We start from the raw sequence: 15527 nt of genomic DNA on the forward strand, positions 1-15527 counted from the left end.
ATTATGAGCGGTCGTGGGTGGAGCGTTTTCCGGTGGAGGGTCTGAACTCGCTGGGGCGTGCGGGGCTTGGGTTGAAGTGAGTGGGATTGCATCTTCGCTCGGCGGACGCCGGGCGAAGATGCTTTGGGCCATCGCGATCAGTAATCCCAGATTGCCGGAATCCAGCGGAATGCTTCGCCGTTGACGGAGACACGGCCAACCGAAGGGAAGGGCAGGTGCGTGGCGACAAACAGTTCGCCGCTGGCGGCGGCTTCCTGCAGCAGCCGTACGCGCACGCGCACCGCTTCTTCGGGGTCGTGCTCGAAGCCGTTGTGCCAGTCCGGGTGGTCGAAGGCTACCGGGAACAGAGCGTCGCCGGCAAAGGTAAGGCGTTCGGCGCCGGACGTCACGTAGACCACACAATGACCCGGGGTGTGGCCGCCGGTAAGTCTGGCGACCACGCCGGGGGCCACTTGGTATTGGTCTTCGAAGATACGCAGCTTGCTCTGGTACTGGTCGATGAACGCGTTGGCGGTGGAGCGCAGGACGTCCGGCACCGGCGCGGGCATGTCGGTATAGGTGAAGTCCGGCGAGGTCCAGAAGTCGACTTCGGTGGCGGTGACGTGGATACGCACATCGTCGCGCAGACGGGTTTTCACCGCATCGACGAGCAGGCCGCCGATGTGGTCCATGTGCATGTGGGTGATCACGATATCGGTGACATCCGCGAGGTCGATCCCGGCCGCCGCGAGGCGTTTGGGAAACTGCCCGGCGCGCGGGAAGCCGGGGAACTGGCCGCCGAGGCCGGCGTCGACGAGGATGACCTGCTCGCCGCTGCGCACCACCAGCACGTTGAGTGCCCAGTCGAACGCGTCGGGGCCCAGGTACATCTCTTTGAACCACGCGGCGCGGTCGGCGGGATCGGCGTTGGTCGACATGGTCTGGGTCGGCAGCGGCAGCACGCCGTCGCTGATGACCATGACGTCGATGTCACCGAGGCGCAGTGCATAGCGCGACGGCACCAGTTCTTCGGTCGGGGTTTGCAGGGTTGCGTTGTTGGCGGTGAAGGAATCCAGAGGCAAGGTCATGGTGTTCTCCTTTTTATCAGGCAAGGTAATCCGGGGGGCGATCAGGCCACCGGGATCATCGGGTCGGCAGCGGCGAGGGCGGTGCGCCGGTCAGCGGCTGGCGGGTAGATCCACACGCTGTTGATTTGCGTCTTCAGTTCCTTGGCTTCGGCTCGCACCAGTTTCAGTTGGCGATCCCAACCTTCGGTGTACACCGCGCCCCAGGCACCCAGATCCAGGCAGGTCACGTACTTGGGCTGACGGTAAGTGGTTGGCGCCACACCGAGCAGATCGGCGACGGCATTGTTGCCGGCATGCCGACCGAGGCTGATGGCGTGCTGGCAGGACATGACCGAGAAGTTGCCGACGTCGTCGGTGGCGGCGCGGGCGACATCGCCGGCCGCGAATACGTGATCGAGACCTTGTACTTTGAGGTTGCCATCGACGTGCAGACGCCCTTGGCCATCGCGCTCGGCGTCGAGTTGTTCGGTCAGCGGGCTGGCGCGGAAACCCACGGTCCAGATCACGGTGTTGCTTTCGATGTAGCGACCGTCAGCGAGTGTGACGCCGTTGGCATCCACGGCGGCGACCGTCGCGTCGACGATCCATTCGATGCCCAGGTCTTTTGACGCCTCGATGATGGACGGACGAATACCGTCGCCCATGGTTGCGGCGATGTCTTTGCTGCGATCAACGATGATCACCCGAACGTCTTGCTCCGTACCAAGAATGGCACGCAGACGGCTGGGCATTTCGGTCGCGGTTTCGATACCGGTGAAGCCCCCACCGGCGATTACCACGGTGTTACGCGCAGCGCTGACAGGTTGCTTGGCCAGCGAGTGGAGGTGGCGCTCGAGGCGGTCCGCCGATTCGATCTGGTCGACGTCGAACGCATGCTCTTTCAGGCCGGGGACCGGTGGACGGGCCAGTTGGCTGCCGCTGGCCAGCACCAGGCGATCATACGTCAGTTCACCGGGGCGGCCGGCCTTATCGCGATACCCGACACGCCGCGCCTGGCTGTCGACGCTTTCGGCGCTGCCTTTGACGAAGCGCACGCCCACGGCATCGAGCAGCGCATCCAGCGGCGCGTACATGCTCTGAACATCGGGCTCGTAGAAGCGCGGACGAATGCGCAGTTCGGCTTGCGGTGCGAGCAGTGTGATCTGCACATCGTGGCGGTCATGCATATCCAGCAAGCGCGCGGCGCTCAACGTGCTCCACAGCCCGCCGAACCCTGCACCGATCACCAATAATTGCTGTTTCATAATGTGCTCCCTGACGCAGATGGATGGATAAACCGAGTCGTGATTGCGACTCTGGCGTGACGATCACCGGCCGCCGCAAACTGCTTGCCGTACTGCATGGCGCTTAATCGCCCGCTGTCGAAAGCAATGCTATGGCGCAGAAGCTGCGGGCGCAGTTGTCCATCGGTGTGTGCGGGTTACGCATGGGTCGAAGGGGGTTATACGAAGGTATCGGGCAGGTACGCCAAACTGTAGGAGCAGCCGAGGGCTGCGATCTTTTGATCTTGTTTTTAAAGATCAAAGTCAAAAGATCGCAGCCTTCGGCAGCTCCTACAGGGGAGGTGTACGGTGCAGGGCGATGTCAATGTGCCTGAGCAGGTCTTCGGCGCGGAAGGGTTTGGTCAGGCAGGCGATGACGCCGGGGGGGGAATTCTTCATTTCATCGGGACGGGCGGTGACAAAAATCACCGGAATGCGCCAGCCTTGTGCGCATAACGTTTCGTGCAATTGGAGGCCATTCATGCCTGGCATCTGGATATCGGAAATCAGACAGTGCGTCTGCGCCGGACCTTCCGACTCAAGGAAAGCCTGACCTCCCGAATAGCCAAGCACTTGATAATCACTGGCGCGCAACAGGCTTTCCAGCGCACGGCGAATGGCCTCGTCGTCGTCAACCACGGCAATGACAACTTTATGCTGCATAGGGCTCCCTGGCCGGATGGGCACGCATGGCGACTCCTGTCGTTCTTGCACCATACGCCGTCGGCAGCGGCGCAAAACTATACCTAGGTATAGCGCGGCCAGCCCCTTTGCCAGTCAGTGCTGACGGCGTCAGCCTTCGCGGCTGAAGCGGCTGCGATAGTCACGCGGTGAAATCGACAGATGACGCTGGAAGCAGGTGCGCAAACGCTCTTCGTCGCCGAAGCCACTGAGACGCGCGACTTGGTCGATGTTGTGCGTCGAGGTCTCCAGCAAACGCCTGGCTGCTTCGAGGCGAAACAGCTCGATGGCCCTGGAGGGCGTGTGACCGGTGCTCTGTTTGTAGACCCGGGTGAAATTGCGCAGGCTCATTTTGGCCTGTTCGGCGAGGCGTTCCACCGTCAGTTTCGGATCGCTTGAGTGATCCATCAGCCACAGGTGCAGCGAATCGAACTGCGGGCTGCCGTGTATCTGCGATTGCAGCAAGGTGCTGTATTGCGCCTGACCACCGGGACGCTTGAGGTACACCACCAATTCGCGGGCTACCTGCAACGCCACTTCACGGCCACAATCTGCCTCGACCAGCGCCAGAGACAGATCGATTCCTGCCGTGACCCCGGCCGATGTCCAGACCGCGCCCTGTTGAATGAAGATCGCATCGGCATCCACCTCGACCGCCGCAAAGCGCTCGCGCAACGTGTCGCACATGGCCCAGTGCGTGGCGGCGCGGCGACCGTCGAGCAAACCGGCCTGAGCCAGCAGAAAGGCGCCGCTGCACACCGAAACCACACGTCGCGCGGCCTGGCTTTCATGCCGTAGCCACGCGGTGAGTCCGGCGTGATCGTCGAGGGTCTGGCAAATATCGGGCGCGCCGGGCACGACCAGGGTGTCCAGCGCGGCCATGTCGAGCTGGCGCAGCGCCCGGGTGTCCACGGCCAGGCCTTCGATGGTGTTGACCAGGCCGCCTTCAAGGCTGGCGGTGTGCAGTTGATAACCGGGTTGGCCGCGTTCGGCCAAGGCTTTGCTCGCCGCCCAGAACACGGTTTGCGCGCCACTGAGGTCGAGCAGACTCATTCGCGGATAGGCAATAAACACCACGTCGCGCGGCTCGGATTTGGGCCGGGTGAGGGTTTGCAGAGAAACGCTGGACATGGAAATCGGGCCTGTTCAAACGGTGGCAGAGGGGCGGCGGCGTGGCCGATTTTCAGGGGTTTCTGGTCTGTCGGCAATGCGTTACGGCTGCTAGCCTGTTGCGCGACCGTTTGGCTGGCCTCTGGCTGCGTTCGCCATCATGGACTAGATTTATTCACCTGCACATCGCACGCGTTGCGATCTCGCCGAGGACTCACGATGACCCTGTGGTCGCATTCCAGCCCCAGCGCAACCCCGCCCGCGTTGGGGGAGCCGGTGGTTTATGTGGTCGACGACGACGCGTCCATGCGTCAGGCCCTCGACGGTTTGCTGCGCTCGATCGGGCTGCAGGTGCAGACCTTCGAAACCTCCCGGGACTTCCTCACGTCGGCCAGACGTGACGCGCCCGGCTGCCTGGTGCTTGATGTGCGTTTGCGCGGTGAAAGCGGCCTGATCGTTCAGGAACAGATGGAGAAAAACGGTCTGCGCATTCCCGTCGTGTTTATGACCGGCCACGGCGACATTGCCATGACGGTCAAGGCGATGAAGGCCGGGGCGGTGGATTTTCTGGCCAAGCCTTTTCGTGATCAGGACATGCTCGACGCCGTAGCCAGCGCGCTGGCCCGTGACAGCGCGCGACTGGTCGCCGAACAATCCGGCGCGGCCCTGCGCCTGGCCTACGAGACATTGACCGGGCGTGAGCGCGAGGTGCTCGGTTTCGTCATCGGCGGGCTGATGAACAAGCAGATTGCCGCGCAACTCAACCTCAGCGAAGTGACGGTTAAAGTCCATCGCGGCCAGGTCATGAGGAAACTCGCTGCACGTTCGGTGGCCGATCTGGTGCGTATCGCCGAGGCGTTGGGCATCGAACCGGCGCGGCGGACAAGGTGAGCTGAATTTCATCGCGTGGCACAAACTCCTTTCACGGTGTCGACTCGGATGGCCAGCAAACAGCAGATTTTGTGGAACGACGGCGAGCGGGTGTTTTCCCGCGAGCGCGGTAAGGACGAGGGCAGTCCCAGTGTGCTGGTGATGCGCCCGACCCTTGATCAGCCGTTACCTGCCACCCTCGACCGACTGGCACACGAATACAGCCTCAGGGATTTTCTCGGCGATCAATGGGCGTTGCCGCCGCAAACCCTGGAGCGTGCCGGCGGGACAACGCGCCTGGTGTTCGACGACCCCGGCGGCGAGCCACTGTCACGCTTGCTGGTCGCACCGCTGGACACGGAAACCTGCCTGTTGCACGCGATCAACATCGCCGTCGCGCTCGGCCATGTGCATCAGTGCGGGCTGGTGCACAAGGATCTCAAGCCGCAGCATATTCTGGTCAATTGCCACGACGGTCAGGCGCGTCTGACTGGCTTCGGCCTGGCCTCGCGTCTGCCGCGCGAACGTCAGGCGCCTGCGCCGCCGGAAACCATCGCCGGCACACTGGCCTACATGGCGCCCGAACAGACCGGGCGAATGAATCGCTCGATCGACTCACGCAGCGATTTGTATGCCTTCGGCGTGACGTTGTATCAGATGCTCACCGGCTCGTTGCCGTTCAGCGCCAATGACCCGATGGAGTGGGTGCATTGCCACATTGCGCGGCTGCCGATGCCGGCCTGTGAACGGGTGGCCACGGTACCGGTGATGTTGTCGCGTGTGGTCATGAAGCTGCTCGCCAAGACGGCCGAAGCACGCTATCAAACGGCCGCCGGCGTCGAACATGATCTGCGCCGTTGTCTGGACGAGTGGCGGCGGACGCGGCAGATCCAGGTGTTCACGCTGAACGAGCAGGGCGCGATCGATCGCTTGCTGATCCCGGAGAAGCTCTACGGGCGTGAGCGCGAAGTGCAAACGCTGATCGACGCCTTTGCCCAAGTGGTAAAGACTTCTTCGCCGAGACTGGTGCTGGTGTCGGGTTATTCCGGCATCGGCAAGTCCTCGGTGGTCAATGAATTGCACAAAGTGTTGGTGCCATCGCGGGGACTGTTTGCTGCCGGCAAGTTCGACCAATACCAGCGCGACATCCCCTATGCGACGCTGGTTCAGGCTTTTCAGGGACTGGTGCGCACGCTGCTGGGCAAGCGTCGTGAGGTGCTGGCTGACTGGCGCGCGGCGCTGTTGCAGGCACTGTCGCCGAATGCGCGATTGATGACCGAACTGATCCCGGAACTCAAACTGATCATTGGCGAACCACCGCCGGTGCCAGAACTTGAGCCGCAGCAAGCGCAGCAGCGTTTCATGGCGGTGTTGCAACGTTTCATAGGCGTGTTCGCCCGGCCCGAGCACCCGCTGGCGCTGTTCCTTGATGACCTGCAATGGCTGGATGCGGCGACGCTCGATCTGCTGGAAGACCTGCTGACTCGCTCGGACCTTGGGCACTTGTTGCTGGTGGGGGCTTACCGCGATAACGAGGTCGATGCCGATCACCCGCTCAATGGCAAGCTCCAGGCCATGCGCACTGCCGGCGTGCACATCGATGAGATCCGCCTGGCGTCGCTCGCCGGTGTGCACATCGAGCAACTGATTGCCGAGTCCCTGCGCTGTCCTCCCGCAAGCATCGTTGCATTGGCGCGGCTGGTGCTGGACAAGACCTATGGCAATCCCTTTTTCGTCATCCAGTTTCTGCACGCCCTGTTCGAGGAGCAGTTGCTGGTTTACGACCATCAGTTCAGCCGCTGGCGCTGGGATCTGTCACTCATCAACGCCAAGGGCTACACCGATAACGTAGTCGATCTGATGCTCGGCAAACTGGCGCGCCTGCCGCTGGACACTCGTCAGGCGCTGCAACAACTGGCCTGCCTGGGCAACGTGGCGCGGATCGACACGTTGGCGACCGTGCTCGACCTGTCGACGGTGCGCGTACGCGCGGTGCTGTGGCCGGCGGTGCGTCAGGAACTGATCGAGTTGCACGAAGGCACCTGTGCCTTCGCCCATGACCGCATTCACGAGGCCGCGTACTCGCTGATCGCTGACGTCGAACGCGCGCAACGCCATCTGCGCATCGGCCGGTTGCTCGCTTTGCAAACGCAGCGCGAAGGGCGCGAAGAGGCAATCTTCGAAATCGTCGGTCAACTCAATCGCGGCGCCAGCCTGATCAGCGCCCGCGCCGAACGCGAACAGTTGGCCGAATTCAACCTGCTCGCCGGCCAGCGCGCCAAGGCGTCGACCGCTTACACGTCAGCGCTGACTTACCTGGGCGCGGGCGCGGCGATGCTCGGCGAGCAGGACGCTGACAGTCGCCATGAACTGGGGTTTGCCCTGGCGCTGAACCGCGCCGAGTGCGAGTTCCTCACCGGGCAACTGCCGCTGGCCGAGGCGCGTTTGACCGCGCTGGCCGAGCGCGCCATAACCACCGTGGAACGGGCGGCAGTCACCTGTTTGCAGATGGATGTCTACTTGCTGCTCGATCGCAGTGATCGCGCAGTTAGCGTGTGCCTGGCGTATTTGCGTCAGGTTGGCATCGACTGGACGGCGCATCCGGACGATCAGCAAGTGCGTTTCGAGTACGAACAGATCTGGACGCAACTGGGTGAGCGCAGCATCGAGCAGTTGATCGACCTGCCACTGATGGAAGACCCGGCCGCGCTGGTCACGCTGGATGCGTTGAGCAAACTCTTCGCACCGGCGTTGCAGTCGGATGCCAATCTGGCCTGCCTGACCATCTGCAAGGCCGTCAGTCTGAGTCTGCAACACGGCAACTGCGATGCCTCCTGCATGCTCTACGCCAACGTGATGCGAGTCGCCGGCCCGCGCTTCGGCGACTATGCCGCCGGTTACCGCTTTGGCCGTTTGGGCTGCGATCTGGTCGACCGCCGTGGACTGACGCGATACGAAGCGCGTACCTACCTGTGCTTCTCGATTTTTGTGGTGCGCTGGATGCGACCGGTGCGTGAGTGCCGCGAATTGCTGCGCCGAGCACTCAGCGCCGGCAACCGCATCGGCGATTTGCCTTATGCGGCCTATGCTGGCAACAGCCTGATTTCCGATCTGTTGTTTATTGGCGAGCCGCTGGCGCAAGTGCAGGATCAGGCCGAGACGGGGCTGGCCTATGCGCAGAAGATTCGCTTCGGTCTGGTGGTGAGCTTCATCAGTTGCCAACGCGCGCTGATTCGCATGCTGCGCGGGCAGACGCCGCAGTTTGGCTGTTTCAACGACGAGCACTTTGACGAGGCAAGTTTTGAGACGAACCTTGCTGCCCCGGATCTGGCACTGGCTCGCGGCAAATATTGGGTGCGCAAACTGCAGGCGCGCTATCTGGCCGGGGATTATCCGGCGGCGGCCGTCTGCGCAGCGCAGGCACAGGCGCTGTTGTGGGTGATTTCCTCGTTTTTTGAAGAGGCCGAATATCACTTTTACGCCGCCTTGACTCTGGCCGCTGCCGCCGAATCAGACCCTGATCAACGGCAACGCCTGAGTGAACATCTCGATCAACTGCAAGTCTGGGCGCAACAGTCTGCGCAGACTTTTGCCAGTCAGACGGCGCTGGTCGCTGCTGAAATCGCTCGGGTTGCAGGGCAGTTGATCGAAGCACAGTCGTTGTACGAGCAGGCGATTCAACTGGCCCAGGACAGCGGTTTTGTGCATGTCGAAGCCTTGGCCAACGAACTCGCCGCGCACTTCTACAGCGCCCGTGGTCTGGACAAGATCGCCCACCTGTACATGCAGGACGCGCGCTACGGTTATCGGCGTTGGGGCGCCGAGGGTAAGGTGCGACATCTGGAGCGATGCCACCGCTATTTGCGCAATGAAGAGGCGTCACCCAGCCCGACCGCGACCATCATCACCCCGGTCGAGCATCTGGATCTGGCCACGGTGCTCAAGGTGTCCCAAGCCGTTTCAGGCGAAATTGTCCTGGATCGACTGATCGAAATGGTCATGCGCACCGCCATCGAGCAGGCCGGCGCCGAGCACGGCCTGCTGATTTTGACTGACGGTGAGACGCCCTATATCGCTGCACGCACCAGCGTCGGCGACGACAGCACGCAATTGTGCAATGAGCCGGTGAGCACCACAGCGTTGGCCGAGTCGGTGCTCTATCAGACCCTGCGCACCGGCGAAAGTCTGTGCCTGGACGACGCCGTCACCGATCCGGCCTTCGCCGCTGACCTGTACATTCATCAGCGCGGCGCGCGTTCGATCCTGTGCCTGCCATTGATGAATCAGGGGCGGATTGCCGGGGCGCTGTACCTGGAAAACAACCTGTCTGCCGGTGTATTCAGCCCGGCGCGTTTTGCCGTGCTGCGACTGGTGGCTTCACAGGCGGCGATCTCGCTGGACAACGCGCGGCTGTATCGCGACGTCGCCGAGCGTGAGGCGAAGATTCGTCGACTGGTCGACGCCAACATCATCGGCATCATCGTCTGGAATATTGAAGGGGAGATTATTGAAGCCAACGACGCGTTTCTGCGCATGGTCGGTTACGAACGCGAAGATTTGCTCTCGCGCAAGGTGCACTGGCGGGACATGACCCCGCCGCCATCGCGCGCGGAAAGTGAAGTTGCGCTGGTGACCGCGATCCGCACCGGGCGTGCCCAGCCGTTCGAAAAGGAATACATCCGCAAGGACGGCAGCCGCCTGTCGGTGATCGTCGGTCTGGCCGCGTTCGAAGCCAGTCAGCAGCAGGGAGTGGCGTTTGTCCTCGACCTGAGCGAACGTAAACAGGCTGAAGAACAAGTGCGCGAGAGCGAACGCCGATATCGCCAGGTCCAGGCGGAACTGTCCCACGCCAATCGCGTGGCGACCATGGGCCAGTTGGCGGCGTCCATCGCCCACGAAGTCAACCAGCCGATCGCCGCCACCGTGACCAATGCCAACGCCGCGTTGCGCTGGCTCGGTGCGCAACCGGCGAACATCGACGAGGTCAAGCAGGGCCTCAGACGTATCATCAACGATGGCAACCGCGCAGCCGAGGTGCTCGGACGCATCCGCGCACTGATCCGCAAGACGCCACCGCAACGCCAGGCGCTGAACCTCAACGCGGTCGTGGGTGAAATGGTCGGATTCACGCGCGGTGAGGCGGCGCGATGCGGGGCCGTGGTGAGCAAACAATTGGCCAGCGATTTGCCTGCGGTATTGGCCGACCGGGTCGAATTGCAGCAGGTCCTGCTCAACCTGATCATCAATGCCCTGGAAGCAATGGAGGTGATGGAGGCGGGCGAGCGCAGACTGCTGATTACCAGCGAATCCGTTGCAGATGACGTTCGGATCATGGTTAGCGACTCCGGGCCGGGATTCGCCTGCGAGCGTGCGGAGGAAGTGTTCACCGCGTTCTACACCACCAAATCGGCCGGTCTGGGCATGGGCCTGTCGATTTGCCGCAGCATCATCGAAGCCCATGGTGGACGCTTGTGGGCGGAGGCCAATTTGCCGTTGGGTGCGCGAGTGTTATTTACGCTGGCTGCGTGCAAGAGCGCCGCAACTCTCCAGTAGTCATAGCCGGGGAGGCAGGTGACGGTCGTCTCGGGATCTTTGTTGACTGGGCTGGCCTCTTCGCGAGCAAGCTCGCTCCCACAGGGGGGGCGGTGTTCGCGAATAGTGTGGCGGACGCAAAACCTGTGGGAGCGGGCTTGCTCGCGAAAAGGGCATCCACGGTGTGTGGATTTATTCATCACCATTCTGGACACAGTGTTTGTCCAACCGACCGATTTTTGCCGTGCGCTTGAACCCCTAACATCGTCTCCACTCCGTGAACAAACACGGTTCCCCCACGAGACGGTGAACATCATGAAACTGGCAAAAATCGCTCTTCTTCTGGTCTTCGGTGGTATCGGCGCGCAAGCGTTTGCAGCTGACGAGACCGCGCAAGTCGAGGCCTACAACGCCGCCGCTCAAGCAGACATCGCCCACGTGGTGTCGATCTCCGAAGCGGCCAATCAGTGCGGCGCGGTGCCGGTGCAGATGACTTATGACGACTCGACCGGTGCACGGCATGTCGTGCAATACCAGGTGATGGGCAGCGGTTGTTCCAACGGTTGATGTCGGTGCAGGCGCTGGAGGGTCGACACTCCAGGTCTGCGGCACTAAGCGTTGGCGAGTTCTTTGGCCGCGGCCATGTCTTCATCGGACGCCAGCAGTTGCGGGATGGCGGTTTTCAGGAACTCCACCCAGGTCTTGATTTTGGCATCGACGAATTTGCGCGAAGGGTAGATCGCGAACAGGTTGTATTCCTCCAGGCGGTACTGCGGCAGTACCCGCACCAGCGTGCCTCCGACCAATCCTTCGACGGCTGATGCCAGCGGCTGAATGCCGATGCCCATGCCATTTCTGATCGCCGTGGCCATGCCGTCGGCGGTGTTGATGTGGAAGGGGGAGTCGGGGATATTCTGCGTTTCCATGCCTTGTGGGCCTTCGAACACCCAGTTTTCTGCAGGCATCACCGTGTTGACGATGCGCAGGCAGTCGTGCGCGGCGAGGTCGGCGGGTGTGGCGGGGTGGCCGCGTTTGGCCAGGTACGACGGCGAGGCGCAGAGGATGCTGTAGGTGGTGCCCAGGCGTTGCGCGACGAAACCGGAATCCGGCAGGTCGCGGGCGAGGACGATCGACATGTCGTAGCTTTCTTCGAGCAGATCGGGCAGGCGATTGCTCAGGGTCAGGTCGAACATCACCGTGGGGTGAATTTCGCGGTAGCGGGCGATCGCATTGATCACATAGTGGTTGCCGATGGCGGCCATGGCGTGGATCTTCAGACGCCCGACCGGCAAGGTCTGCGCGGTGCCGGCTTCGTCATCGGCCTCGCGCAGGTCATCGAGGATTTTTTCGGCGCGCTGCAAATAACGCACGCCGGCTTCGGTCAGGGCGAGGCGGCGGGTGGTGCGGTTGATCAGGCGCGTGTGCAGCCGGGCTTCGAGGCTGGAGACGGCTTTGGAGACGTTGGTCGTGGTGGTGTCGAGCACATCGGCCGCAGCGGTGAAGCTGCCGCTCTGGGCGACGGCGACGAAGCAGCGCAGGGTCTGAATAACGTCCATCGTTGTGGTTGGCTCTGTGGCTGGGATGGCCATTCTAGGGTTTGCCGTGGGTGGTGTTGCAAATGTTTGCGAATGAGGGGCGGGCGCATGGCGGGTGAAGGGCTTGAAGACATTCTGGCGCCGGGGCTGTCGGTGGTGTTCTGCGGGATCAATCCGGGATTGCTCGCGGCGGCGCAGGGGCATCATTTCGCCGGGCGCAGTAATCGCTTCTGGCGCACCTTGCACTTGGCCGGGTTCACGCCGCATGAAGTGCGGGTGGAGGACGATCGAAGTCTCCTGCAATTTGACTGCGGTTTGACGGCGGTGGTCGAGCGGCCGACGGCGCGGGCGGATCAGTTGGCGGTGGAGGAATTCGCCGCAGCGGCCCTAGGCTTTGAACAGAAGATCTTCCGCTATGCGCCGCGTTATGTGGCTTTTCTTGGCAAGGCTGCGTATGCGGCGTTATCGGGGCAGAAGGTGGTGACGTGGGGGGCGCAGGCAAGGACCTTCGGCGGCGCGCACGTGTGGGTGTTGCCCAATCCCAGCGGCCGGAACCGCGCGTTTACGCTTGAACAATTGGTGGTGGATTATCGGCAGTTGCGTAGGGTGGTAGAGCACCAATAACTGCGCGATCGGGATTCAGGCCCGGCTCGCGAGGCCGGGCATGAATCGGTTCCGTACAAGTGCAAGGTTTGCGACTCAGCCCGGTGCAGCTATACCAGCAGGTATTTGTCCAATTCGTCGATAACGCTCATCGATACGGCCCGTTGTGCGCTGATCCGTGTATCCAACTCTCCAATAATCTGCTTGTCTCTCTCGGCACGGATGGCACCAAACAGATCCAGCTTGTCCAGCAGATAACAGACGAACGTCATACTCAGTGCGGTGGCTGCGCCGACGAGTATGGCCGTAAGCATCCCGGCGATGGGGGTGAACAAGGGCACGCTCAGGATGAGCTTCTCGACCGCTTCTTCAAGCGCTACACCTCCCACGACGACACCGCCTGCCGCGAGCAGCTTTAACGCTTCATGCGCAGCCTGCGAAAAACTCAGTTCCTTGGGAGGAAACAGGAACGTCTTCAGCGCCTTGAGCAGAGAGAAAATGCCTTCACGGATCATTCGCACGGCACGCTTGCCGGTGGTGACGAAAAGGTTGATCAGCACCGTTACCGCATTGGAAACGAAACCCGAGACAAAACCGCCGCTGAAGCTATCGAGCATTTGCTCCCATTTTGCAGAGACAGTCGCGCCGACGCGTTTCAGTCGCTCACCTAAGTCGGCGAACAGGGTTTCGTTCTGACGACCGTTACGGTAAAGATCCTTGATCTCGTCCAAGGCACTGCTGAAAAGCTCGACCATGAGCATGCCAAAAGCCTGCTGGGCGCCCATTTTCAACCCTTCGGTGACGCCGGTCTGTGCGGCATGCGTAGTGTAGAAAGCGGCTTTTTCGCCGGTGGTGGGTTGGTGTTTCTCGGCGGTCGCTTCACCGCGCTCTACGGCTTTCTTGAGGTTGTCTTCCTGGATGCCGTAGTGCTTTTCGTTGGTTTCATCGCGGCCATTGGCTTTCCTATTGGCCCATTCCTGCTTTTCGACATCGCTCATGGATTGGTTGATGCTGCGCCGGGTCGAGATCAGGTTTTCGGTATCGGTCGCAAAGTCGGCGCGCCGGGTCTTCGATTGCATGAAGCCGCCGTCCTTGTGATAGGTGTGCAACGGCACGATGTGGTCGGGGCTGGTCTCGCTGCCAAGGACCGTTTCACCGGTATATCCATCAACCAGTTTGTTGTAAGTGTCTGACTGATTTTCGTCTTTACCCAACTGATCCTTGGTGAACGTTGCGCCCACGGATTGCTTCGATTTTCCGGCGAATTGCTTCTCTTGGGAGTTCTTGGTGTGGGTGTAGTCCTTGCGGTTGTACTCGTCATCGGTACGGGCATAAATGCCTTGCCGGGCATTGTGAATGGTCGTCACGTTGCCGCCTTGTTTGTCGTACACCGACAGTACTTTACCCAGACCGAGCGGCCCGGCGATGGCACCCACGATATCCCTCTGCGCCTTGGTCAGAAGGGCATCAACCCGGGCACTTTCGAAATGCTGCTCGAGTTGTTCGAGCAGTAAGCGTGCCTCATCAGGGGCTGATTTTATCGAGACGGACAGCGACGCGTGGTAGTCGAGGCTGGCGAAGCGCGAAGCGTTACCTTCGGCAGCGAGGAGAGCGGCCACGTCTTCGGGCGCTGCTGCGACGTGGATCAATGGGCGGTTTGCAAGTCGCGTGCGCAAGGCTTGCTGCTTTTTAAACTGTTCGAGTTTACTCACTGGCGTGTTCCTCAGGCGCTTTTCAGTTCGTTCCAGGCCTGCATGAACGCAGCTTCCTGAGGATGTACGGTGGAGTCGGCGTGCACGACGAGGTTGATGATTTCGTCGAAAATCGCAATATCTACCCCTGAGTCTTGCGCCAGGGCATAGGCTTCACTGACGGTGGGAGGCTCGCGGTAGAGCGATTCGATGCGTTCAAGCACGACCGGCGGCGTGGTGCCCGAAGCAAGCCCGGCAATGAACAGTTCAATGCCTTCGCGCTCATCATCACCGATGCCTCCGTCGCAGTGGGCGGTTGCGACGGCTACGGCATGCAAGGCGATAATGGCGTTGAAATGCTTGCCGGCCGCCTTGAGACTCTCAAGGGCGCTGGCCAGATTTTCCTGAAGTACGCTCACTTCTGCCACGTGCTCGGCTTTGGCGTCTTTGCGACCCTCCTCGTAGCTCGCCTTGCGCAACTGGGCGTCACCATCGAGGTTTGCCCCAACCATCGCACCGGCGACACCGACACCCACTGCGGCAGCAAGGGTGCCTGCTCCTGCAAGGGAACCAGCCAATGACGCGGCACCCAAGAGCGAACCTCCCCCTGTAAACGGGGCAGCAGCGACGGCACCGACGCCGATGGCCGCACCACCGAGCACCTTCCAGTAATTGAGTTCCTTTTCGCCAGACGCGACGTCATCGACGTAATCGCAGGTGGCATCAAAGCCTTTTGTCACGGTTTCACGTGTTGTGTCATAGGCATCGAAGACCGCGTCCCCGACGGTTTCTGCTGCCTGGGACAGCGTTTCAACGGTGGCCTCATAGGCGTTGGAAGCGGTTTCGGAAACGACGTCGGCGACAAGCTCCGCAACGTTGCCGACTGACTCGCGCGTTGTGTCGTAGGCATCACTGAGCACATCAGCGGCATGTGACGCGGTGCGGCTGGTGGACTCGTAAGCATCGGATACGGTATCGACGACCTTGTCAGCGACTTCGCTGACAGTTTCTTTTGTCGAGTTGTACGCCTTGGACAAGGCGTCACCGATGCTCGAGAAAATCCAGGTAGTGCCTAGCGCATCGCGTGGCATCTGTGCGCGATCCTGACTCAGAACGTTGGCGCCGTAGCCTTGGCCGGATTGCAGGAAATTGCGTCGATACACAGGTAAGCCATCC

General features: G+C 61.5%; 11 protein-coding genes. 4 read left to right on the forward strand and 7 right to left on the reverse strand.

The features are described from left to right. Positions 1-137: 137 nt before the first annotated feature. From H043_RS0122720 to H043_RS0122735, 4 genes are all read right to left on the reverse strand, one after another. Positions 138-1067 carry an MBL fold metallo-hydrolase gene (locus tag H043_RS0122720; RefSeq protein ID WP_027613797.1) on the reverse strand — a complete coding sequence of 310 codons (930 nt, stop codon included), beginning with the start codon at positions 1065-1067 and terminating at the stop codon, positions 138-140. Between the two features lie 41 nt (positions 1068-1108). Beyond that, positions 1109-2311 carry an NAD(P)/FAD-dependent oxidoreductase gene (locus tag H043_RS0122725; RefSeq protein ID WP_027613798.1) on the reverse strand — a complete coding sequence of 401 codons (1203 nt, stop codon included), beginning with the start codon at positions 2309-2311 and terminating at the stop codon, positions 1109-1111. Between the two features lie 309 nt (positions 2312-2620). Further along, positions 2621-2992 carry a response regulator transcription factor gene (locus tag H043_RS0122730; RefSeq protein WP_049827937.1) on the reverse strand — a complete coding sequence of 124 codons (372 nt, stop codon included), beginning with the start codon at positions 2990-2992 and terminating at the stop codon, positions 2621-2623. 129 nt (positions 2993-3121) lie between these two features. After that, positions 3122-4141, reverse strand: coding sequence for a GlxA family transcriptional regulator (locus tag H043_RS0122735; protein ID WP_027613800.1), 1020 nt, complete (start codon positions 4139-4141; stop codon positions 3122-3124). A gap of 198 nt (positions 4142-4339) precedes the next feature. Between H043_RS0122735 and H043_RS0122740 the strand changes: the two genes are divergently transcribed. The 3 genes from H043_RS0122740 to H043_RS0122750 all read left to right on the forward strand — a co-directional run bounded on the left by H043_RS0122740 (position 4340) and on the right by H043_RS0122750 (position 11089). Next, the gene (locus H043_RS0122740) at positions 4340-5011 is read left to right on the forward strand and encodes a response regulator transcription factor (RefSeq protein ID WP_027613801.1); all 672 of its coding nucleotides are present in this window, start codon (positions 4340-4342) and stop codon (positions 5009-5011) included. A 48-nt stretch (positions 5012-5059) separates the two neighbouring features. Beyond that, positions 5060-10543 carry a trifunctional serine/threonine-protein kinase/ATP-binding protein/sensor histidine kinase gene (locus tag H043_RS0122745; RefSeq protein WP_027613802.1) on the forward strand — a complete coding sequence of 1828 codons (5484 nt, stop codon included), beginning with the start codon at positions 5060-5062 and terminating at the stop codon, positions 10541-10543. Between the two features lie 294 nt (positions 10544-10837). Beyond that, the gene (locus H043_RS0122750; protein ID WP_027613803.1) at positions 10838-11089 is read left to right on the forward strand and encodes a DUF2790 domain-containing protein; all 252 of its coding nucleotides are present in this window, start codon (positions 10838-10840) and stop codon (positions 11087-11089) included. A 44-nt stretch (positions 11090-11133) separates the two neighbouring features. Here H043_RS0122750 and H043_RS0122755 read toward each other — a convergent pair whose 3' ends face one another. Further along, the gene (locus tag H043_RS0122755) at positions 11134-12078 is read right to left on the reverse strand and encodes a LysR family transcriptional regulator (protein ID WP_027613804.1); all 945 of its coding nucleotides are present in this window, start codon (positions 12076-12078) and stop codon (positions 11134-11136) included. Positions 12079-12165: 87 nt separating this feature from the next. Between H043_RS0122755 and mug the strand changes: the two genes are divergently transcribed. After that, on the forward strand, positions 12166-12681 hold the full coding sequence (gene mug, locus H043_RS0122760; RefSeq protein WP_027613805.1) for a G/U mismatch-specific DNA glycosylase: 516 nt from the start codon (positions 12166-12168) through the stop codon (positions 12679-12681). A gap of 89 nt (positions 12682-12770) precedes the next feature. On the opposite strand, the gene H043_RS0122765 is transcribed toward mug, so the two are convergent. Further along, positions 12771-14372, reverse strand: a complete 1602-nt coding sequence (locus H043_RS0122765) for a hypothetical protein (RefSeq protein WP_027613806.1) — start codon at positions 14370-14372, stop codon at positions 12771-12773. Between the two features lie 11 nt (positions 14373-14383). Beyond that, positions 14384-15514, reverse strand: coding sequence for a hypothetical protein (locus H043_RS30565; protein ID WP_049827938.1), 1131 nt, complete (start codon positions 15512-15514; stop codon positions 14384-14386). Between the last annotated feature and the right edge of the window lie 13 nt (positions 15515-15527).

This window comes from Pseudomonas sp. URIL14HWK12:I6 (assembly GCF_000514195.1).
Classification (GTDB): domain Bacteria; phylum Pseudomonadota; class Gammaproteobacteria; order Pseudomonadales; family Pseudomonadaceae; genus Aquipseudomonas; species Aquipseudomonas putida_A.